This is a genomic window from Micromonospora sp. NPDC023956, from assembly GCF_040639195.1.
Lineage (GTDB): Bacteria > Actinomycetota > Actinomycetes > Mycobacteriales > Micromonosporaceae > Micromonospora.
Genome location: NZ_JBEZZN010000009.1, coordinates 37,614 through 57,539, shown reverse-complemented (window position 1 = coordinate 57,539; position 19,926 = coordinate 37,614). Strand labels below are relative to the sequence as shown.

Annotated in this window: 29 protein-coding genes and 1 tRNA gene; all 30 read left to right on the top strand. The window is 70.6% G+C overall.

Annotation, left to right across the window (positions count from 1 at the left end; translation table 11 throughout):
• The 30 genes from AB0F58_RS18595 (at position 1) to AB0F58_RS18450 (ending at position 19,900) form a co-directional block, all read left to right on the top strand.
• Complete coding sequence (locus tag AB0F58_RS18595) at positions 1–1,140, top strand: hypothetical protein (protein WP_357143955.1); 1,140 nt, start codon at positions 1–3, stop codon at positions 1,138–1,140.
• A 65-nt stretch (positions 1,141–1,205) separates the two neighbouring features.
• Positions 1,206–2,216 (top strand): peptidoglycan-binding protein, encoded by a 1,011-nt coding sequence (locus AB0F58_RS18590; protein ID WP_357143952.1) that lies wholly within the window; start codon positions 1,206–1,208, stop codon positions 2,214–2,216.
• Between the two features lie 4 nt (positions 2,217–2,220).
• On the top strand, positions 2,221–2,526 hold the full coding sequence (locus AB0F58_RS18585) for a hypothetical protein (RefSeq protein WP_357143950.1): 306 nt from the start codon (positions 2,221–2,223) through the stop codon (positions 2,524–2,526).
• A gap of 43 nt (positions 2,527–2,569) precedes the next feature.
• Complete coding sequence (locus AB0F58_RS18580) at positions 2,570–2,935, top strand: hypothetical protein (RefSeq protein WP_357143947.1); 366 nt, start codon at positions 2,570–2,572, stop codon at positions 2,933–2,935.
• Between the two features lie 217 nt (positions 2,936–3,152).
• Positions 3,153–3,587, top strand: a complete 435-nt coding sequence (locus AB0F58_RS18575) for a hypothetical protein (protein WP_357143944.1) — start codon at positions 3,153–3,155, stop codon at positions 3,585–3,587.
• Positions 3,584–4,144, top strand: a complete 561-nt coding sequence (locus AB0F58_RS18570; protein WP_357143941.1) for a hypothetical protein — start codon at positions 3,584–3,586, stop codon at positions 4,142–4,144. Before AB0F58_RS18575 ends, AB0F58_RS18570 begins: the two co-directional genes overlap by 4 nt.
• 205 nt (positions 4,145–4,349) lie before the next feature.
• Positions 4,350–4,946, top strand: a complete 597-nt coding sequence (locus AB0F58_RS18565; protein ID WP_357143938.1) for a hypothetical protein — start codon at positions 4,350–4,352, stop codon at positions 4,944–4,946.
• Positions 4,947–5,283: 337 nt separating this feature from the next.
• Positions 5,284–5,991 carry a hypothetical protein gene (locus AB0F58_RS18560; protein ID WP_357143935.1) on the top strand — a complete coding sequence of 236 codons (708 nt, stop codon included), beginning with the start codon at positions 5,284–5,286 and terminating at the stop codon, positions 5,989–5,991.
• The gene (locus tag AB0F58_RS18555) at positions 5,988–6,362 is read left to right on the top strand and encodes a hypothetical protein (protein ID WP_357143932.1); all 375 of its coding nucleotides are present in this window, start codon (positions 5,988–5,990) and stop codon (positions 6,360–6,362) included. The genes AB0F58_RS18560 and AB0F58_RS18555 overlap by 4 nt, the downstream gene beginning before the upstream one ends.
• A gap of 85 nt (positions 6,363–6,447) precedes the next feature.
• A complete protein-coding gene (locus AB0F58_RS18550; protein ID WP_357143929.1) occupies positions 6,448–7,161 on the top strand; it encodes a hypothetical protein in 714 nt (237 codons plus the stop codon).
• 108 nt (positions 7,162–7,269) lie between these two features.
• Positions 7,270–7,455 (top strand): hypothetical protein, encoded by a 186-nt coding sequence (locus AB0F58_RS18545; RefSeq protein ID WP_357143927.1) that lies wholly within the window; start codon positions 7,270–7,272, stop codon positions 7,453–7,455.
• Positions 7,452–7,667 carry a hypothetical protein gene (locus AB0F58_RS18540; protein ID WP_357143923.1) on the top strand — a complete coding sequence of 72 codons (216 nt, stop codon included), beginning with the start codon at positions 7,452–7,454 and terminating at the stop codon, positions 7,665–7,667. The genes AB0F58_RS18545 and AB0F58_RS18540 overlap by 4 nt, the downstream gene beginning before the upstream one ends.
• Complete coding sequence (locus AB0F58_RS18535; protein WP_357143920.1) at positions 7,664–8,113, top strand: hypothetical protein; 450 nt, start codon at positions 7,664–7,666, stop codon at positions 8,111–8,113. Before AB0F58_RS18540 ends, AB0F58_RS18535 begins: the two co-directional genes overlap by 4 nt.
• 69 nt (positions 8,114–8,182) lie before the next feature.
• The gene (locus tag AB0F58_RS18530; RefSeq protein ID WP_357143918.1) at positions 8,183–8,320 is read left to right on the top strand and encodes a histone-like nucleoid-structuring protein Lsr2; all 138 of its coding nucleotides are present in this window, start codon (positions 8,183–8,185) and stop codon (positions 8,318–8,320) included.
• Positions 8,321–8,330: 10 nt separating this feature from the next.
• Positions 8,331–8,436: transfer RNA gene (locus AB0F58_RS18525), tRNA-OTHER, on the top strand.
• Between the two features lie 118 nt (positions 8,437–8,554).
• A complete protein-coding gene (locus tag AB0F58_RS18520) occupies positions 8,555–11,068 on the top strand; it encodes a phage/plasmid primase, P4 family (RefSeq protein WP_357143915.1) in 2,514 nt (837 codons plus the stop codon).
• An 11-nt stretch (positions 11,069–11,079) separates the two neighbouring features.
• Positions 11,080–11,250 carry a hypothetical protein gene (locus AB0F58_RS18515; RefSeq protein WP_357143913.1) on the top strand — a complete coding sequence of 57 codons (171 nt, stop codon included), beginning with the start codon at positions 11,080–11,082 and terminating at the stop codon, positions 11,248–11,250.
• Entirely contained in the window at positions 11,247–11,618 is a 372-nt protein-coding gene (locus AB0F58_RS18510; protein WP_357143910.1) for a hypothetical protein, read from the top strand. Before AB0F58_RS18515 ends, AB0F58_RS18510 begins: the two co-directional genes overlap by 4 nt.
• 72 nt (positions 11,619–11,690) lie before the next feature.
• Complete coding sequence (locus AB0F58_RS18505) at positions 11,691–13,520, top strand: DNA polymerase (protein ID WP_357143908.1); 1,830 nt, start codon at positions 11,691–11,693, stop codon at positions 13,518–13,520.
• A gap of 409 nt (positions 13,521–13,929) precedes the next feature.
• A complete protein-coding gene (locus AB0F58_RS18500; RefSeq protein ID WP_357143906.1) occupies positions 13,930–14,277 on the top strand; it encodes a hypothetical protein in 348 nt (115 codons plus the stop codon).
• A gap of 267 nt (positions 14,278–14,544) precedes the next feature.
• Positions 14,545–15,315, top strand: coding sequence for a hypothetical protein (locus tag AB0F58_RS18495; protein WP_357143903.1), 771 nt, complete (start codon positions 14,545–14,547; stop codon positions 15,313–15,315).
• Between the two features lie 98 nt (positions 15,316–15,413).
• Positions 15,414–15,563: a hypothetical protein gene (locus tag AB0F58_RS18490; RefSeq protein WP_357143900.1), complete on the top strand. Its 150-nt coding sequence runs from the start codon at positions 15,414–15,416 to the stop codon at positions 15,561–15,563.
• Between the two features lie 95 nt (positions 15,564–15,658).
• Positions 15,659–15,991, top strand: coding sequence for a hypothetical protein (locus tag AB0F58_RS18485; protein WP_357143897.1), 333 nt, complete (start codon positions 15,659–15,661; stop codon positions 15,989–15,991).
• The gene (locus AB0F58_RS18480) at positions 15,988–16,350 is read left to right on the top strand and encodes a hypothetical protein (protein WP_357143894.1); all 363 of its coding nucleotides are present in this window, start codon (positions 15,988–15,990) and stop codon (positions 16,348–16,350) included. The genes AB0F58_RS18485 and AB0F58_RS18480 overlap by 4 nt, the downstream gene beginning before the upstream one ends.
• On the top strand, positions 16,347–16,622 hold the full coding sequence (locus AB0F58_RS18475) for a hypothetical protein (RefSeq protein WP_357143891.1): 276 nt from the start codon (positions 16,347–16,349) through the stop codon (positions 16,620–16,622). The genes AB0F58_RS18480 and AB0F58_RS18475 overlap by 4 nt, the downstream gene beginning before the upstream one ends.
• Positions 16,623–16,701: 79 nt before the next feature.
• Positions 16,702–17,616, top strand: a complete 915-nt coding sequence (locus AB0F58_RS18470) for a hypothetical protein (protein WP_357143889.1) — start codon at positions 16,702–16,704, stop codon at positions 17,614–17,616.
• A 19-nt stretch (positions 17,617–17,635) separates the two neighbouring features.
• Positions 17,636–18,139, top strand: coding sequence for a hypothetical protein (locus AB0F58_RS18465; protein ID WP_357143887.1), 504 nt, complete (start codon positions 17,636–17,638; stop codon positions 18,137–18,139).
• A 165-nt stretch (positions 18,140–18,304) separates the two neighbouring features.
• Complete coding sequence (locus AB0F58_RS18460) at positions 18,305–18,556, top strand: hypothetical protein (protein ID WP_357143885.1); 252 nt, start codon at positions 18,305–18,307, stop codon at positions 18,554–18,556.
• A gap of 127 nt (positions 18,557–18,683) precedes the next feature.
• Positions 18,684–19,502, top strand: coding sequence for a DUF2637 domain-containing protein (locus AB0F58_RS18455; RefSeq protein ID WP_357144532.1), 819 nt, complete (start codon positions 18,684–18,686; stop codon positions 19,500–19,502).
• A gap of 122 nt (positions 19,503–19,624) precedes the next feature.
• Complete coding sequence (locus tag AB0F58_RS18450; protein WP_357143883.1) at positions 19,625–19,900, top strand: hypothetical protein; 276 nt, start codon at positions 19,625–19,627, stop codon at positions 19,898–19,900.
• Positions 19,901–19,926 lie beyond the last annotated feature (26 nt).

Below are 19,926 nucleotides of genomic sequence, written 5' to 3'. Positions count from 1 at the left end.
GTGTCTCAGTACCGACACGGCGGCGACCTCGCCTCGTACGTCGTCTTCGCCGGAGAGGGAAACCTCCTCCTCCTGGGTCCGGGCGCCCAGCTCGACGCGTGGAACGAGCGCACCGGAGGCGCTCAGCTCACGGACCTCGTCGACCTGGACGGCACCCCGATCACGACCATTTCCTCGTCGGACGGTACCGACGGCTTCGAGGTCGGCCAGATCAAGCCCTACCGGGCGCCCCTGCCGGCCGTGTGGCTCGGCGAGGCAGGGAACCCCGCCGGCAAGCGGGTGCTCTCGCTGACCATCGACCTGCCGGAGATGATCGCCCAGGCCCAGACCAACGCCGCAAACGCCCAGCTCGCTGCCGCAGCCGCCGCCGCAGCCGCAGCCGAGTTGGCGCAGTCCTCGTCCGTGTCCGGGCACGAGGCCGCCGCCGACCCTCACCCGCAGTACCACACCGACGCGCGGGGCGACGCGCGGTATCTGGCCCGACGCCCGCCGGCTACCGGGCCGCTCACCGAGCCTCGCGAGGTCTACGAGTTCACCTCGACGCCTGGCGCGTCGGACGGCGACATGCGGCAGGTCTGGGTGACGCACTCCGGCGTGCGGCGCCTCGTGAGTTGGCTCAACGAGCGCGGCTACTACCGAGGCGAGCAGGTCGCGGGCGCCCTCTACGACGCGCCGGCCTGCCTCATCGCCGCGTACAACGGCACCGGGCGAGCCCTCCAGATTCAGCAGCGCGGCGCCGACAACGTCCGGCGCGACGTCGGCGGCTTCGACCGGGACGGCCGCCCGATCACGACCGATCAGGCGTGGGCCGACCCGACCGCCATCGACCCCAACACGACCGGGAAATACGCCCAGAAGACGGGGGCGACCATCGACCCTATCGGCGTTCGCTTCGACACGAACGACGTCGTTCGGATGCGCGGCCGGCTGACCTACTCCGCGAGCACCGCAAGCGGCGAAGTGATGTTCCGGCTCCCCGAGGCGTACCGGCCGACGAAGGACCGGATGCTCCTGGCCGGCGTGAGCAACGGGGCCGCGTCCACGGTCGAAGTCATGGCGTCGGGCGACGTCGTGTGCCGGCGTTCCAACACGGGCGCCCCGGCCGACATCTCCTTCGACGACCTGACCTACCACCGCTGATCGACACCGCGAAGGGCGCTCCCGCCACCGGGGGCGCCCTTTCTGCGTGCCCGAAAGGACTCTCCGTGACCTCCGCTCCGGCCTGCCTCAAGGAAGCCCGCGCCGTCCTCCTGGAGGCGCTCGACATTCACGAGAACACCACCGCGTACCCGACCGACCTGGACCCGGTCGAGGTCGGGATCGTCGGCGACTCCGCGCACCGAGGCGGGTATCACTGCGGCGCCGACCGCGTCGTCTCCGGCGATTACTCCGTCGTCGAGTCCTCGCGCGACCGCGCGGGCCTGACCGACTATGCGAGCGCCCTCGACATTGGGCAGTTCTCCTACCGCGACGCCCTCGGCCGCGTGCACAACCTCCGGACCTTCTCCGTGTGGCTCGTCGGCGAGTGCACCCGAGGCGCCGCAGACTGCGCCGACATCCGCGAGGTCATTTACTCGCCGGACGGTAAGGTCGTGAAGCGCTGGGACCGGCTCCGGAAGCGCTCCTCCGGCGACTCCTCGCACCTCTGGCACACGCACATTTCGTTCTTCCGCGACGCCGTGAAGGCTGGCCGCGACCTCGCCGCCGTCTTCCGCCGGTACCTCGCGATGATCGGCCTCGCCGGCACCCCGCCGACCCCGACGCCGAAGCCCCCGGCCGCGCCGGCCCTGCCCGTTTACACGCTCGGCTCTCGCGTCCTGAAGCGCGGCCACCGAGGCACGGACGTCAAGGCCGCTCAGGACTTGCTTCGTCTGCGCGGCCGGAAGATCGCCGCCGACGGCGACTTCGGCCCGGCCACCGAGGCCGCAACGAAGGACTTCCAGCGCGCCCGGTGGCTGGAGGCCGACGGCCTCATCGGCCCGGACACCCTCGGCGCCCTGCGTACCAACCTCGGCGTACGGGTGATGCGCCGGGGCGACCGGGGCACGGACGTCAAGGAGCTTCAGCGGCTCCTCAACGCCCGTGGCGCCCGCCTCGCCCTCGACGGCGACTTCGGCCCCGCGACGCAGGCCGCCGTCCGGACCTATCAGCGTTCCGCCCGCCTCGCTGTCGACGGCATCGCCGGCCGGCAGACCGTGACCGCCCTTCGGAAGTGACCTCGTGCCCGTCCACGTAACCGCCACGCCCGAGCCGACGCCCAGCGACGGAACGGCGTCGATGCTGATCATCCTCGCCCGCCTGGAGGGGAAGCTCGACGTCGTCGCCGCCCAGCACGACGCCCGCCTGAGCGAGCTAACCCGCCGGGTAGACGCCGCCGAGCGCCAGCGCCAGGCCGACGACGCCCGCCTCCGCACGATCGAGGCACGCCCGACCGTCACGCCCCGCGCCATGTGGACGGGCGTGGGGACGGTCGGCGCCCTCGTCGTCGGCGCCGTGACCATCGCCGAGAAGCTCCTCGCCGGATGAACGCCCGCCCGTACACGCCCGCCCCCGCCCGGAAGGCCCGCCCGTGACCCGCCAGCCCATCCTTACCCGCGCCCTGATCGTGTCGGCGCTGGGCCTCGTCTACGCCGTCCTCGCACACTTCGGCGTCGAGCTACCGCCCGAAATCAAGGACCGCTTCGAGGAGTTCGCCGTCGTCGCCGCCCCGCTCGCCGTGGCCTACTGGTCACGCCGGCACACGACGCCCGTCGCCGACCCGCGCGCCGAGGACGGCCGCCCTTTGGAACCGACGCCCGCCTCCCCGGACGCCACCGCCGAGGACGCGCCCGCCGGTAGCCCGCCGGACGCCCCGCCCGCCAGCGAGGAGCCCGCCAGCGAGGCGCCCGCGACCGCCCGAGGCGTCGCCCGCGTCCCGCGCCACGCCCGCCCGTAACGCCCGCCCGGCGCCCGGCGTACCGCCCGGCCAACGCCCGCACGCCCGCCCGCCCCGCCTGTCGGCCGCCCGCCGATGGGCGGGGCCTTTCGGCGTTTCAGGACGACCGCCCGGACCACCGCGGAATTAGCAAAGCTCAATCTCTCGGCGGCGGTGAACACCTCGCCGCTCACTGGCCGACTCGCCTCGTGTCCTTTCCAGCGACACAGGAGGCAACGTGACCACGTTCTACGGCCCTCGGGCGGCTTACGACCCGTACGCCATCAACTACCTCCTTCGCGAGGTGCACCCGCCGCACCGCTTCGGCCGGGGCCAGCGGGTGAAGCTCGCCGACGAGCTGGGCGGGGGCGTCGTCGAGATTGTCGACCGCTACGCCCCGACGATCTGGCAGGTCAAGACGGCCTCCACTCAGTTCCTCGTCTCCGAGCACGTCCTCAAGAAGGCCGCGCCCGTGTGGCAGCCGGGAGACGTCCTCGTCGTCCGGTGGCACGGTCCGCGCTCCCGCGCCTACACCTACGTCCGGGGCATGAAGTGCTGGCCGGGCGAGACGGCGTCGAAGACGGACACGGAGATGGACGACCTCTTCCTCGCCGGCAAGGCCGAGCCCGTCCTCCAGACGGGCGGCGTCCCCTTCGACAAGAGCCGCCTGTGACGGCCCCGATCGTCGGCCTCATCGGCCGTAAACGAGTCGGCAAAGACACCGTCGCGGCCCGGCTCGTCCAGACGCACGGCTACCGCCGGCACGCCTTCGCGGACAAGCTCCGCGACGCCGCGCTCGCCCTGGACCCGATCGTCGTCGGGTGGCAGGGAATCACGATCCGGCTGTCCGAAGTAGTCCGCGCCGTCGGATGGGAAGTCGCGAAGGACAAGATCCCCGAGGTCCGCCGTACCCTTCAGAACTACGGCGTAGCCATCCGCGCGATGGACGAGGACTTCTGGGTTCGCCCGGTGCTCTCGTCCATCGCGGCGGACCTGACGACGCCGGCCGTCGTGACCGACGTGCGCTTCCCCAACGAGGCCCGCGCGATCGTCTCGGCCGGGGGCGTCCTCGTCCGTGTCGTCCGGCCCGGACTAGACGAGTCGGACACTCACGAGAGCGAAACGGCTCTTGTCAATTACCCGACTGTTTACACGCTCGACAACACGGCAACAATCGAACGTCTGTACGAACAGACCGACGGTTTAGCAGCTCAACTGCGACGTAGGTAACACTCCTCGCGCGGCAACTACCGGCCCCCGTGGCTCTGGGCGTAACTTCCAGAGTCCGGGGGCCTTTCGCGTTTGAGAGGGGCCTCCCGACTACCGGGAGGGTGCGGTCCGGAAAACTTAAGGACGGCCTAAGCTAACGCGACGCCGTAAGTCGCCTTACGCGTTTAAGCTATGGCCGCTCCCCCCGCCGCAACGAGGAGACAACGTGAACCCCACGCGCACGAAGCACGATCTTGGCAACGCGCTTGTGCGCGCGTTGCAGACGCTTCGGAACGCGACGGATGACGTCCAGCGCACGCAGCGCTTACGCGACGTTGCCTCGCTAACCGTGGACCTGCGCGAGCACTTCCTCACGCCGAAGGGCGAGCCGGACTGGGCCGCGCGTACCTGGCCCTACCGCGAGTTCGTCCGTGAGCGCTACAGCGAGGCCGGCTACGCGGGCGACGAGCTAAAGAGCACGCAGGCCGCCGTCCGCTACCACGTCTCGCGCATGGTTCGTGAGCGGCTCTCCCCCGAGACGATCGAGGATCTCGGCCTTCAGAAGGAGTCCTCCGTCGACCGCTCCCGCGAGAAGCGCGGGGTGACGAAGGCCCTGCTAGCTGCGGCGAGGGAGATACCCGAGGGGCAGACCAACGCCGACCTCATCCGCTCGCTCGGCGCGGCCCTCCTCGTGCTGGAGCGTGTTGACGAAAAAGCCGTCGCCGAGCTGGGCGAGCGTGAGAAGGCCCAGGCGCGAACGGTGCTGCGGAAGGTGCGCGAGCGTGCGGCCTCGCTGGCCGACGCGGCCGGAGGCGCCGGGTGACGAAGTGACGGAAGTACCGTCACTTCCGGTTCTCTCTCAAGGCTTCTTCTCCTCCTCCTCTTGAGCATTAATAAGAAGTGACGCAAGTTCCGTCACTCCGTCACTTCGACGCCCAGCGCGGCGCCCGCCTTCCCGCGAAGGTAGGGCGCCGTTTTTTCGTGCGTGAACACCCCGCCGCTGCCTGGCCGACTTGCTGTGTGTCCCTCATATCCGCCTGAAAGGCGAGACACACGGCATGACTACCCCAAAGGTAAATACCATCCAGCGCAGCGGTTCGCGCTTCTATGTCAATCCGGAAAGCGGCCAAAAAGCCCCCGGTGTGACGTCCGTCCTAGGGATGCTCCCGAAACCCTTCCTGAAGCCGTGGGCCGCGAAGGTCGTCGCGGAGTACGCCATCCGCAACCTCGGCGAGATGGTCAGCATCGCCATGCGTGGCGACGCCCAGGGCGCGATCGACTACCTCAAGCGCGCCCCTGACCGCGACACGCAGAAGGCCGCCGAGACGGGTTCGGACGTGCACGACCTCTTCGAGCGCATGGCGAAGGGCGAGACGATCGCCCGCGTTCACCCGGACTACAAGCCGTTCGTCGATCACTTCGACGCCTTCCTCCAGCAGTTCACGCCGGAGTTCGTCTTCATGGAGGAGACGGTCTGGAGCGAGGCGCACGACTACGCCGGCAGCTTCGACGCCTTCGCGATCATCAACGGCGAGGCCGTGTGGCTCGACTGGAAAACGACGAGGTCCGGCGTCCACGCGGAGGTCGCCCTCCAGCTCAACGCGTACGGCAACGCCGACTACATAATCCGCCCGGACGGCAGCCGCGTACCCCTGCCGAAGGGCGACGCGGCCGGCGTCCTCCACGTCCGCCCCGAGGGATGGAATTTCCACCCCGTGCGGTACGACCGCGAGGTCTTCGACTACTTCCTCCACCTCCGCGAGGTCTTCCGGTGGGAGAAGGAGGTCAAGGACGGAGTCGTCGGCGCCCCGCTGAACGTCGGCACGGCCCGGCGCCGGACCCCGGCCCCTCGTCGGACTGCCCGATGATCGAGCGCGCCTCCCTCCTCGACGTCGTGTGGCTCGCGGGGCTCCTGGAGGGTGAAGGCGCCTTCGACCTCCACCGCGACCGCTACCCGCGCGTCCGCCTGGAGATGACCGACAGAGACGTAGTCGGAAGGGCAGCGACGCTTTTCGGTTGCTCCGTCCGCGTCACGCTACGCCCGGCTCCCGCACAAGCCACCTTCCACGCGGAGGTAAGCGGGGGCCGGGCCGAGGCCGTCATGAGGGCGATCCTGCCGCACATGGGCGCCCGGCGCTCCCAGCGCATCGCGGGTGTCCTCGGACGTGCGCCGAAGACGGACAAGTCGCCGCCGAAGCTCTCCCGCCCGCCGGGCCTCCCTCTCGAAAAGTCCGCCTGAACAGGTCGAGCGCCCCTGGCCGACTTGCAAATCGACATCGAACGGCGCGGCTCGCTACCGCGCTTTTTCTTCAGGAGGACCCCGCGTGGGACTGCGCATTTTCGAGACGGACCCCGAGGCGGCGCCGAAGCCGCGCCAGCGTTACGCCGACGACCTCGTCGGCCGCTTCCGGTCCGGCTACCAGATCAACGGCCGCCCGGCGACGCTGACGGAGTGGCGGGTGACGACGGGCGACCCGGACGTCTCCGAGCGAATCCGCGAGATGTTCGGCGGTGACCCGGCCCAGGAATGGGAGACGAAGGGTGAGGACACGCTCGAAGTCTTCACCCAGGCCGCAAAGGTGCGGATCATCCTCGACGGCCCCTCCGCGATCCGGCAGGAGATGGTGCTCTGGGGCCGGAACAACAACGCGATTCGGAAGTGTGACGGGATCGAGCAGTCACTCGACGCGGACAAGGGGAAGCCGTGCGAGTGCCCGGCAAGCTTCACGGAGCGGAAGGACGCGGCGAAGGCGGGTAAGGGCTGCGGCCCCAACATCACCGTCTACTTCCGGCTCGCCGACGACCCCGACCTCGGCCGCTTCAGGTTCACCTCGGGTTCGTGGTCGCTCGTGCGGGACCTCGTCGCCACCGAGGAGGCACTCGAAGGGATCGACGGCGAGGCCGTCGCGTGGCTGGGCCTGGAGGTCGTCGAGTTCGGCGAGGGCCGCGACAAGAAGAAGTTCACGAAGCCCGTCATCGACGTGATCGGCGCCTACAAGCCGAAGAGCCGCCCGGCCGACGAGGAGCCTCCCTTCTAACACGCGTGTAAACGCGTAAGACGCCACACGCAGTGACCAATGGCCTCGGGGCCGGCGCGGATTTGATAGCCCGCCGGCCTCGGGGCCTCTCACGTTTTAGGAGCCCCCGTGAACGTCTTCCACCTCGCGCCCCAGGGCAACGACCGCGAGCTACCCGGCCCCGCCGACCTCAACGCCGTACCGGCCGGCGACGGCGTGATGATCACCGGCACCCACGCCCCCGAGGAGGTCGCCCGCTGGGCCGTCGCCATCGGATCGGCCGTCCTGCGCGGCGTGAAGGTCGGCCGCGAATGAGCACCCGCCCGGCCCAGCGCACCCTGACCGGCGCCGTCGTCGACACCGCGCCGGAGGTCGTCCTCGGTGTGGACCGCGCCGGCCGGCGCAAGGTATCGATCCGGCCGGAGTGGCGCGACGCGCTCCCGTTCCTGGACGCCGACCTCGTCGACGAGCTGGCACGCGACCTCCAGGCCGCCGCCGAGTACCTCCGGTCGGGGTGGCCGGAGTGAGCAACCCGAATAAGGCGAAGGGCAACCGCTGGGAGTTGGCCCTCCGCAAGCTCTTCCGCGCCGCGACGATCCGCGCCTTCAAGCCCTACCAGGAAGGGCACGAGGACGCGGGCGACATTCAGGGCCTCTCTCCGTTCGTCGGTCAGGCGAAGGACTGGGCCCGATGGGAGGACGCGATCCGCGTCGGCCTGGACGGCGCCGAGCGGCAGAAGGTGAAGGCCCGCGAGGCGTACGGCGTGGCGTTCGTCAAGCGCGCTCGCTCGTCGACCGGCTACGGGTACGCCGTGACGACCGTCGTCACGTTCGTTCGCGCGCTCCTCCGTCTGCGCCGCGCCGAGGCGCTCCTCCGCGAGCACGCCCCCGAGGCGTACGCCGAGCACATGGCCGCCGTCCGCGTCGAGCTGGGCACGGACTACGACTCCCTCGCGAAGTTGCAGAAGGACTGAACACCTCGCCGGCCCCTGGCCGACTTGAGAAACGAGCCCCCCAACGGCCACCTACCAGGAGGAGAAACCGTGAACGACAACACCGCCACCGCCGCCGACGTCCGGACCTGGGCGAAGGCGAACGGGATCGAGGTCGGCCAGCGCGGCCGGATCGCCTCGGGTGTCAAGGACGCCTTCGAGAAGTCGACCGGGCGCCGCGCCGCCTGACCTCTCCCCGGCGGTCGTAGTCCAGCGGCCTAAGACGCCGTAGGTAGTAGGGATCGAGGCCCGCGCACGCAATGGCCCCACCTACGGAAACGCCGGTCCGAATCCGGTCGACCGCCCCGCCCCCGCAAGAGCCCCCGGCCTAACCGCCGGGGGCTTTTCGCGTTTCCGGGCGCTGAACACCGCCGCGCCTCCTGGCCGACTCGCCCAGCGTCCGCCGACGAAAGGAAAGAGCCTGTGACCTTGGATGACCTTCTCGGCCGCTTCGCCGAGGTCGTCGAGGAGCGCGACGGCTGGGTAGTCCCCTGCCCGGCACACCGCGACTCCCGCCCCTCCCTGCGCGTGGCCGTGTCCGACGCTGGCCGCGTCCTCCTGAAGTGCCGCGCCGGCTGCCCGACCGGCAAGCGGAAGGCGAGCGACCCGGCCGGCGTCCTGGAGGCGCTCGGCATGACCTTCGCCGACCTGGACGCCGTCGAGCCCGGCGAGGTCCGCGCCCGCGCGACGTCCACCGACACCCCCGCCGGCCCGGCCGCCGTGGCCGCGCTCGCCGCCCAGCTCGACCGCTACGCCGCCGCGCTGAACACCTTCGACTTCCGCGAGGCGCACGAGTACGCCGAGACGCGCTTCGGCATCACGCCGGCCGATGCCGAGCGCCTCGGCCTGGGCTACGCCGACGACATGGGGGGCGGGCCGCGCCTCGTCGTGCCGTTCCGCGACAAGGCCGGCATCCCGCGCGGCTTCCAGGCTCGCGCCCTGGACCCCCGCGCGAAGGTGCGGTGGCTGGGCGCGAAGTCCCCCGACGGCGCGAGCTGGGCGAAGGTCGGATGGCTCTCCGGCGAGTCCGGCTGGGCCGAGGTCATCGTCACCGAAGGCCCCGGCGACGGCCTGACCGCGTCCGCCGTCGGCTATGACGTCGTCTTCGTGCGCGGCGCCGGCCTCGCGTCCACCGTGGCCGACGAGGTCGCCGGCATGGCCGAGGGCCGCCCGGTCGTCGTCATCGGCGACGCCGACGCGTCCGGCGACGGCTTCACGCGGACCCTGGCCGCCGAGCTTGCTCGCCGTGGCCTGTCCGTGCGGAAGGTCCGTCCGCCGGTCGAAGGGTGGGACGTCACGAAGTGGCGCGAGGAGCGCCGCGACACCTTCGCCGAGGACTTCGTCCGGGCAGTGCAGTCCGCGCAGGACCCCGGCGGACTTCAGACCCGGATGGCCGCCTGGACGGATGCCGACCTCACCGACGTGTCGGCCGCTCGCCGGCTGAAGGCACACTTCGAGGATTCCGGTAGCGGGGTGCGCTTCTCGCCGGAGGCCGGCTTCTTCATCCTCCGCGACGGGGTGTGGCGCGTTGACCGGCTCGACGACGTCCGCACGCACGCCCAGGAGGTCGCCCGGTCCATCTGGGATGAGGCCGCCGAGTTGCTCGAAGCCCTGGAGGCCGTCGAGCAGGCCGGCGACCCGGCCGGCGAGGCGAAGACGCTCAAGCGGCGCATCGGCCAACTGAAGAGCTTCGCGAAGCACGCCAACTCGTCGCGCGGTATCGACGCGATGGTCCGCGAGCTTCAGGCGTTGCGCGGGGTGGCCGCCGACGTGAACGACTTCGACCGCCACCCGCACCTCCTGGCCGTCCGTAACGGAGTGGTGGACCTGCGCACGGGCGCGCTCCTGGACCACGACCCCGGCTTCCTCCTGACGCGCCGCGTCGACCTGGACTACGACCCCGAGGCCGCCTGCCCGCGCTGGGAGAGATTCCTCCACGAAATCTTCCCACACCCCGTGAAGCACGCCGGCCTGCCGGACTACATGCGCCGGCTCGTCGGCTACGGCATCACCGGCCACACCGACGAGCAATGCTTCGCCGTCTTCTGGGGCAAGGGCGCTAACGGGAAGTCCGTCATGACGGACACCCTCACGGAGGTTTTCCGCGAGCACACGACGACGACGCCCTTCTCCACCTTCGAGGAGCGCGGCTCCGGTGGTATCCCGAACGACCTCGCGGCGCTCAAGGGATCACGCTTGGTAATGGCCGCGGAAGGCGAGCAGGGCCGCCCGATGGCCGAAGCGGTGCTCAAACGCGTCACCGGGCGCGACCTCATCTCGGCCCGCTTCATGAGGAAGGAGTTTTTCGAGTTCCGCCCGACTTTCCTGCTCATGCTCGCGACCAACTTCCGTCCCCAGTTCCGGGGACAGGACGAGGGCCTCTGGCGCCGGGTGAAGCTCATCCCCTTCGAGCGCTACTTCGCGCCGGAGGAGCGTGACCACAAGCTCGGCGAGGCGCTCCTCGCGGAGGCCGCCGGCATCCTCGCGTGGGCCGTGCGCGGGGCGGTCGAGTGGTTCCGAGACGGCCTGGCCGACCCCCGGCCGATCGTGGACGCGACGAAGGAATACAGGCAGACGAGCGACGCTCTCGCCGGCCTCCTCCCCGGCATCTTCACGTACGACGAAGAGGGCCGGATCACGGGAAAGCTCGCTTACGACGCGTACCTCGCGTGGGCCGACGAGGAGAACCTCCCCGCTAAGGAGAGGTGGACGCGCCGCACGTTCTTCGCCGCCCTGGAGGAGCGCGGGGCGACGAAGAAGAAGGCCAACGACGGCGTCTACTTCCTCGGCATCCGCCGCGCCCGGCAGGCCGACGCGGTCCCCGACCACGACGCCCCGGAAAACCCGGCCGAGGAGAGAACACCTCCGTCCCCCCTGGCCGACTTGCCCAGTGCAACCACCCCGACCGCTGGGCCGTCGCTCGACGACGTGCTCTGAAGGAGTTCCGAGTGCGCCTGAAGAAGTTCCGCGTGAGCATCACCGACGACAACGGTACGAGCATGGCGGCCGTCGAGCTGATCATGACCACCGAACAGGCTGACGCCTTCGTCTACGTCGGCGAGTTGCTCGACCGGCAGGTCCCGCCGGTCAAGCTGCACACCGTCGAGGTCCCCGCGTGAGCACCCCCGCCGATGACTGCGGCGTGACGGGCGGGTGCCACGCCTGTCCGCTCTTCGCCGCGAACGTCTGCGGTGACCCCGCGCCGGAGGGCGGGCCGGCTGTGCGTCGGTCCCCCGAGGAGGCGCTCGCCGACGCTGCGGCGTTCGGCTCGTCCTACTTCCTCGTCGAGCCGGACGCGCCGGTCGAGCCGGAACAGCTCGCGCTCTTCGAGCTGCCCGGCATGTGGGAGGGGGCCGACTTCCTCGGCGGTGAGCCGGACGAGGTCCGGCCGCCGGCCGAGCCCGTCGACCCGGACGCCCCGGACGTCGACCCGAACGAGCCCCGGCCCGAGGGTGCCGGGTGCTGCGGCGGGGCCTGCGCCGCCTGACCAACCCGCCCGAGAGGGGGCCGTCTTCCGAGAGGAGGGCGGCCCCTTCTCCCGTATCCGAAAGGAGCCGTCGTGATTACCTACGAACACACGTTGGCGGGACAGGTCTGCCGGATTCACTTCCTGGAGCGTCACGCCGACCTCGCCGCCTTCGAGGGCTTCCTCGCCCAGGGCGACAAGGTCGTAGCCGTCGACACCGAGACGACCGGCCTGGACGTTTACACGCCTGGGCACGGCTTGCGGCTCGTCCAGTTCGGTAACCGGACCGACGCCTACGTCCTTCGCGCCGACCTCTTCGCCCCGGCCATCGTCCGGGCGCTCCGGCAGCCTCGCGCGTGGGTTGTCCACAACGCCGCCTACGACCTTCTCGTCCTCGATCGGCACCTCGGCGTCACCGTTGAGGAGCTGGGCGCCCGGACCTTCGACACGCGAGTCCTCGCTCACCTCCTGGACCCCCGCGCGGAAAGCGAGGGCGGTATCGGCCTGGGCCTGAAGCCCCTCTCGGCCGTCTACGTCGACCCCCTCGCGCCGGACACACAGGCGGGCCTCACGGCCGTCTTCCGTGAGCTGAAGCTCACGAAGGCAACCGGCTTCGCACGCATCCCGATCGACCACGAAACCTACGTCCGGTATGCCGGCCTTGACGTCCTGCTCACCCGCCGGCTCTTCGACGAGATCGCGCCGACCGTGAGGGACGTTGGCCTAGACCACCTCTCGAAGTTTGAGCACCACCTCCAGGTTCTTCTATGCCTCCTCCAGCGCAAGGGCATGCGGCTCGACGTGCCGTATGTGGAGCGGCTCAAGGAGGAGTTGCTCGCCGAGGCCGTTCGCTTCGAGGCCGTGGCGGCCCGCTATGGCGTCGGGAACGTCAACAGCACGGCCCAGGTGGCCGAGGCGCTCGCGGCGATGGGCGAGGAGCTACGGGAGCGGACCCCGTCCGGGGCGCCGAAGGTCGACAAGGGCGTCCTTTTGCCCCTGGCCGACCTTTCCCTCCAGTGGGAAAGGATCGAGGGCCGCACGCCGAACCCGCTCGCCGACGCGGTCGTCCGCAGCAAGCGGGCGAAGAAGTGGGCCGAGAGCTACGCGCAAGCCTTCCTCGACCTGAAGGACGCCGACGACCGGCTACACCCGATGATCGGCGGCCTCCAGGCTCGGACGGCCCGGATGAGCGTCTCCCGGCCGCCGCTTCAGCAACTCCCCTCGTCCGACTGGACCATCCGCCGCAGCTTCATCGCGGACCCCGGTCAGGTCATCGTGGCCGCCGACTACCAGGCCGTCGAGATGCGCGTTTTGGCGGCCTTGTCGGGTGACGAAACGATGCAAAAGGCCATTGCCGACGGCGTCGACCTCCACTCGTTCACGGCCGAGAAGGTCTTCGGCCCGGACTTCACGAAGCAACACAGGAAGATCGCGAAGGCCGTCGGCTTCGGCAAGGTCTACGGGGGCGGCGCAACCACGATCGCCCGGCAGACCGGCGCCGAGATGGAGAGTGTCAAGGCGGCGTTGGCGGCATACGACGCGACCTTCCCCGGCATCAAGCGGTACTCCCGCCGGCTGGTCAACCGCGCGGAGTGGGGGCGCAAGGAGGTCATCACGCCCAGCGGGCGGCATCTGCCGCTCGACCGCGACAGGTTGTATGCCGCGACGAACTACGTCGTCCAGAGCACCTCGCGCGACCTCCTCGCACAGGCCATCGTGGACCTCTTCGACGCCGGCCTCGGGGGGCACCTCCTTCTGCCGGTGCACGACGAGTTGATCGCCCAGGCCCCGCGCGAGAGCGCCGAGGAAGTCGTCCGCGAGATCGGCCGCGTCATGGAGAGCACCTTCTACGGCGTGAAGATCGAATCCGACCCCGAGGTCTACGGGGCGAGCTGGGGCCACGGGTACGGGGCGCCGAATTGATCATCCGTCAAGGACTTTCAGCCACGACTAAAAGAGTGACTCCAATATCCGAAGGGGAATTCGTGAAGCCGGCAGACCTGGACGCAGACCCGGATGAGCTGCGGCTACGCCACCTGACCGCATGGGCTCGGCATGAGGCCGACGCCCTAGACGACTTGGTTGCCGCCGCAACCTCCGCGCAGTGGGTAGCCGCGCCCGTCGCGCGGCCGAGGGAGGATACCGCCGAACGGATGAAAAACCGCAGAAGCGAGCCAACGGCGGATATTGCGCTAGACGCGAACCGCCTCCACCTCCGTGAACAGGTTGTACGATCCGAGCGCGTCCTCCTCCGAGCCATCGTCGCGTTACGGGGCGTTCGCCGGGGTCTGGAGCGGAGTCTCGAAGCGTGGTCGGGGGAAGGTAGCGGGGTATGAGAAGAGTCCCATCGGTGAGACTCGGCGCTCCGCGTGCCGAGCGCATCTACCTCGCGGGGCCGTCGGCTGAGTCCTGGCACGCGACGCGCGACCGCTTCCGCGCCCCGTATGACTTCCTCGTCGGGCGCGGCTACCTCGTCGTAGTGGCCGCCGCCAACCACCCGCGCGGTGGCGACCTAGACGAAGTGCTCGGGGCTGTGAGCGACGACATGGATGCCCTCGCCGCCGCCGACTACCTCGTCCTCCTGCCCGGTAGCGAACACCTCTGGGAGGCTGCCCTCGCGCCGGCCCTGGGCGTGCCCGTGCTGGCCGTGACCGACTTCGTCGAGATGGTCGCCGCGTAACGCCCCTACCCGCCCTTCCCGCCCTACAACGGCCCCCGGCTTACCCGCTGGGGGCCGTTGTCCGTTTCTGACCATAGGGCCTCCCGCCTGGTCATACGTCCACTGACCGAGGGTTGAGTCACGTCACCCTTTCGGACAGTTGCGTAAGACGCCTTACGCGAGGATCGTTGCCCTTCCCAGCGCGTTGACCTGGGATTTCGCACACCCGTTCGCACAGACGGGCCGGTCGCACCGGCCGAACCCCTCACGCCTTCAGGAGGCTTCGCTATGTCCGCTTTCACCAACATTTGGGACGTCAAGGCCGTGTCGATCGAGGACGCCGCCGAGGAGGCCGCCCTCATCGGAGCCGCCCAGGCCGGCGACGAGGCCGCGACGATGCGCCTCTTCGCCGCGTACGTCGCCGCGATCCGGTCGGCCGTCTCCCGCTACTCGACGTCGCTCCCCGTCGAGGACGCCCGGCAGGCCGCCTTCCTCGGCTTCCTGGAGGTCATCCGTACGCACGACGCCGAGCGTTCCGAGCGCCTCGCCGGCAAGCTCCGCGTCCGCGTCCACGACGCCCTGAGCGAGGCCGCCTCGGCCGCGTCCGGTGGCTTCACCGTCCCGGCCCGGACCCTGCGCCGGTTCTTCGGCATCCTCTCCCGCGCGGAGGGCGACATCGTCCAGGCCGCCGCGCTCGCGCCGTCCTTCGAGATGAGCGAAGACACCTTCTGGGACGTCCTCGCCGCCGTGAAGGCCGACGAGTCGCTCGACCTGGAGGTGGAGATGAACGGCGGCGCCGACGCCGTCTCGATCGCCGACGAGATCGCCGCCCCGCGCGAGATCGTCGATGCCGAGGACCGCGTCCTCGTCGAGCTGGCCTTCCGCGCGGTCGACGACTTCGAGCGGCAGGTCTGCCGCATGGCGTACGGCTTCACCGACTACGACAACGAGGTCCCCGACGCGGAGATCGGCCACCGCCTCGGCGGCTTCGGCCGGCTCAAGATCCAGCGCGCCCGTACCCGCGCCCTGGGCAAGATGCGTGAGGCGCTCGGCGCGTAAGAAGCCACACGCGTACGGAATTCCTCGGGGGTCGGGTGAACAGCTCGACCCCCGCCGGCCGACTCGCCCAGCGTCACCACTCCAGAAAGGACCCGGCCATGCCGAACACGCCCGACCGCGACCTCCTCACCCGCAACGACTACGACTTCGTCGACTTCGACGAGCGCGACGCCCGCGACGAGCACAAGGCCCAGCGCGTGCGCGAGGTCGTCTTCGGCCTGCCGGCCCGGCCCGGTACCCGCCGATGAGCCGGGGCAGGGCCGCGTACCGGCCGCGCCCTCGCTGCGTCCCGGCAGGCCCCCTGACCGAGCCGGCCCTCCCCGAGGCGCACTGCCGGTGCGGCGTGCCACTGCGGCACGTCGACAACGGGCGCGGCGAGTGGGCGATGGTGGACCCGGACGGCAACGCGTACCGCGACGACACCCCGGCCGAGCTGAAGGCCGACCCGAAAGGGTGGTGGGATCGTCTCGCCGCCGCCGACCCCGGCGCCTACTCGAATCTCCTCGCCCGCGTCCAGCTCGGCCACTGGTCGTGGTACCACGCACACCGCGCCGAGCCGACCGAGCCCTACGCCGGCCCTGTGCCCTTCTGCTGTGACTCGCCGATGTGGGCGAGCCCGCGCGGCTGGGCCTGCCGGGTAACGGGCGACCTCTTCCCGTACGAGGCCGCCGCGTGAGCCCCGCCACGATCGGCCCGGCCGACTTCGCGCCGTTCCGCGCGGAGTTCGTCGACTGCCACTGTCCGACCTGCAACGAGGTCGCCTACGCCTTGTCGGACGTCCTCGATTTCAGGGGACGACGGCACCTCGCCGCTTGCGAGGCTCTCCTCGCCGAGCTGCGCGCCGGCACGCACGGCCGGGTGACGGTCGACGAGTACGTCACCGCTCTTCGCGCCGAGAAGGCCGCGAAGCTGGCCGCGTTGCGCGAGGCCGGCGCCCCCGCCTCCGAAATCGCCGCCGTCGAGCGTGGCTACGTGCGCGTCGACATGGCGTTCATGCGCGAGGGCATCGGGGCCGGTTTCGGGGGCACCGGATGATCTCGCGACTCCGCGCCCTCCTCGGGGGCCTCGCCGAACGCCGCAAGGCCGCCCGCGAGGCCCTCGGGGGTTGGGAGACGGAACAGGGCACGGCCGAGCTTGCCCTCCTCGTCGCTCAGGTCCGCGAAGAGGCCGCGCCGGAGCCCTACTACCTGCCGCGCCACGACGGCGAACAGACGCGCGTCGGTCGGGACTACCTCCTCCCGCCGGACTACTGGACGGCCGAGCGTTGGCGGCCCCTTGACCTGGGGAAACGCCGCCCATCCGCGTAAGGAGCCTTACGGGCTTGCGTAAGTCGTCTTACGCACCTAGACTCGTTTACACGCCCCGCAGAAACGAGGAGGACCCGAAATGACCACGCACCGCGTCACGATCGTCAACGCCGGCATGGGCACCCTGAAGGTGCACCGGGAGGGCTGCGCCGACGTCAAGAAGGCCCCCGGCGGCTCGGCGGTCTGGACGGTCGAGGTCGCCTCGCAGCGCGCGGTGATCGAGGACGCCTTCGAGTGCATCATCAACGACGAGGAGGGCGTCACCTGGGAGGACTGCGCGGGCGACGTCGTCTTCCTCCCGTGCTGCCCGAAACTGCCGATCGAGGCCCCGGCCGAGGCGACCGCCGAGCCGGTCGTCGAGAACCTCGTCACGACCGCCCCGCCGGCCGAGGCCCCGGCCATGTCGGCCCCGGTCAAGGCCCACGACACCCGCGAGGCGTGGCTCGTCGAGGCGATCGAAGCCATGCGGCCCCTCTTCGCCGAGGTCGGCGAGGAGATCCCCACGGTGCGCGTCTCCGTCGGGTGGCCCGGTGGCCGAGGCAAGAAGGGGAACGTGATCGGCCAGTGCTGGAACAGCCACGCCGCCGCCGACAAGGTCGCCCAGGTCTTCATCTCCCCCGTGCTGGACAAGGCCGCCGACGTCCTCGCGACCCTCGCACACGAGTTGGTTCACGCGGTCGACGACTGCCAGAGCGGACACAAGGGCCGCTTCGCGAAGGTCGCGAAGGGGATCGGCCTCGCCGGCAAGATGACCGCCACCCACGCGGGCGAGGAGTTGGCGCAGAAGCTCGCCGCAATGTCGGACTTCCTCGGTCCGTACCCGCACGCCCGACTTGCCAACCCGAGCGCCGGCCAGGGCGAGAAGAAGCAATCGACGCGCATGATCAAGTGCCAGTGCGAGTGCGGCTATACCGCCCGCACTACCCGGAAGTGGCTCGACGAGGTCGGCCCGCCGCTCTGCCCCTGCAACCGTGAGCCGATGACGGTCGCCTAGCGACCGGAGAGGAGAAACATTGAACGACACGACGACGGCGGGTGCTCTGGACAAGGGCGCCCGCGTCCTCGTTTCCCTGGGCGTCCACGGTCCGATGACCTTCGCCTCCGACCCCGACGGCGCCCGCGTCGCCGAGGTCTGGACGGTCGAGAAGGTCGGCCGCAAGCGCCGGGTAACGACTGACCTCGGCCCGATCGAGGCCGGGCCTACCGCTCGCGTCCTCGTCGCGCCCGCCCAGAGCGACGCTCCCGCCCCGGCCGAGCCGCCGGCACCCTCTCCCCTACCGCCGACGCTGGCCGTCGTCACGGTGGACCCTGCCGGCCGGCTCACGGCCGAAAGCCTGCTCACGGTCGTGGGCGAGTCCGTCCCGGTGCCCGTGCGCGTCGAGCGTGCCGGGGGCAGCATCGCCCCCGTGCGCCTCGGCCACGTCCTCGCCTCGCTCGGCCTGGAGCAGGTCACCCAGTGGCAGGGTGCCGGAGAAGGCCGCATGTCCGCCGAAGTCCGCCCCCGCCCGGAAAACTAGCCCGCTACGAAAGCCCGTCGGCCCGCATAACCGCAGGTCGGCGGGCTTTCTTCTCAAGGGAGTTGCGTAAGACGTCTTACGCGTTTAAACTCGGGACGTTCCACCGACGAACCGCCGGCCCCTCGGCCGACACGTAAGACGCTCAACCCGTAAGGAGACACGCGAATGTCCGTCTTCACCTCCCCCACCTTCCCCACCGACCACCGACTCGAAATGCGGGCCATCGACGAGATTTACGACGGCCTCGCGGCCGGCGTCGGCCTGCGCACGATGGCGCAGCGCGTCTCCGTCTCGCTCGCCAACGAGGCGCTCTTCGAGCACTACTTCACCCGCGAGGAGGCGCTCGCCGTCGGCCGGCGCGTCGTGGCGGTGGCGCTGGACATCTCGCGCGACCTCGCGAAGCGCGCCGCCCGATGAGGCCGTCCCCGGCCGCCCGACTGCTCATGCTGGCCGCCCTCGCGGTGGCCGGCTGGGCCGTCCTCCTCGGCCTCGTCGCCTTCCTCGTCTCCCTCGCCTGACCACTGGAGGAGTTCCCGCCGTGAAGATGTCCGACGCCCCCGCCCCCGCCTCCGGTCGCGGCTGGGCGTACCTCGGGACCGTCCTCGGGGGCGCGCTCTCGATCGCCGCGAACATCGCGCATACCTACCTGACCAACGCCGACCCCGACGCGCTCTCCGTCGCCGTCTCCGTCTTCTGGCCGGTCGCCCTGTTCGTCTGCGTCGAGATGCTCGCCCGCGTCCAGTGGCCGGCAGGGCGGCGCTACGCCCTCGCGCGGTCCGGTATCGCCCCGGTGGCCCTCGTCGCCGGCATCGTGTCGTACCGGCACCTCTCCGGCCTCCTGACGCACTACGGGGAAGACGGCATAACCGCCGCCCTCGGGCCGCTCGCGGTGGACGGCCTCATGTTGATGTCCACGGCGGCCCTCATCGCGACGCGTCGCTCGGCCGCAGCGTCGGCCGCGCCGGTCGCCTCGCCGACCCCTGCCCCGGTCCCGACGCCCGCCGTCGTACCAGCCCCGGCACCGCTCGCCCCGCGTCCCGCCGTCGTCCCGGTCGGGGTGCGCCTCCTGCCCCTCGTAGGGGCACCGCAGACCGCCGAGGAGGACGAGCCGGTAGACCTGGACACCCTCGACGAGGACGAGGCCGCAGAGAGCGCCTCCGGCGACGACGCCGAGGTGATCATCCTTCCCGTTCGGCCCCAGGGCCGGCGCACGGCCGAGGAGACGCGTAAGGCGTACGAGGCCCTCATCGCGGCCGAAGGCAAGATGTCACAGGAGGAGGCCGCGAAGCGCCTCGGCGTGAAGCGCCGCACGCTGCGCGACCACCTCGCCCGCACGGAGCCCGCGACCACGTCGGCCCACTGAGCAGCGAAAACAGCCCCGCCCGGATCGCCGGTCGGGGCTTTTTCGTGCGTGGGTTGCGTAAGACGTCTTACGCGTTTAAACTCGTCTCATCAGCAAGGCCGCCCCGCCGAAGGAGCCCCGAAATGCGCCGCACCGCCTACGACATCCTCGCCCTCGACGCCGACGGCCTCGCCTGCCTCGCTGACTTCGAGATCCGCTCCTACCGCGCCCGCCTCGTCGAGCTTCTCGCCCTGGGCTTCGCCGACATCTGCGGCCTCGGCATCCGCGCCGGTATCGAGCGCCTCGACGGCGAGAGCACCCGCCGCGAGGAGAGCTACTCCTCCTTCTGCGGCCTCGTCGCTGCCCGCGACGGCGACCTCTTCGCCGCCCTCCTCGTCGAGTGCGGCTACACCGTCTGACCCCCCCCTCGGGGCGTTCCAAATCG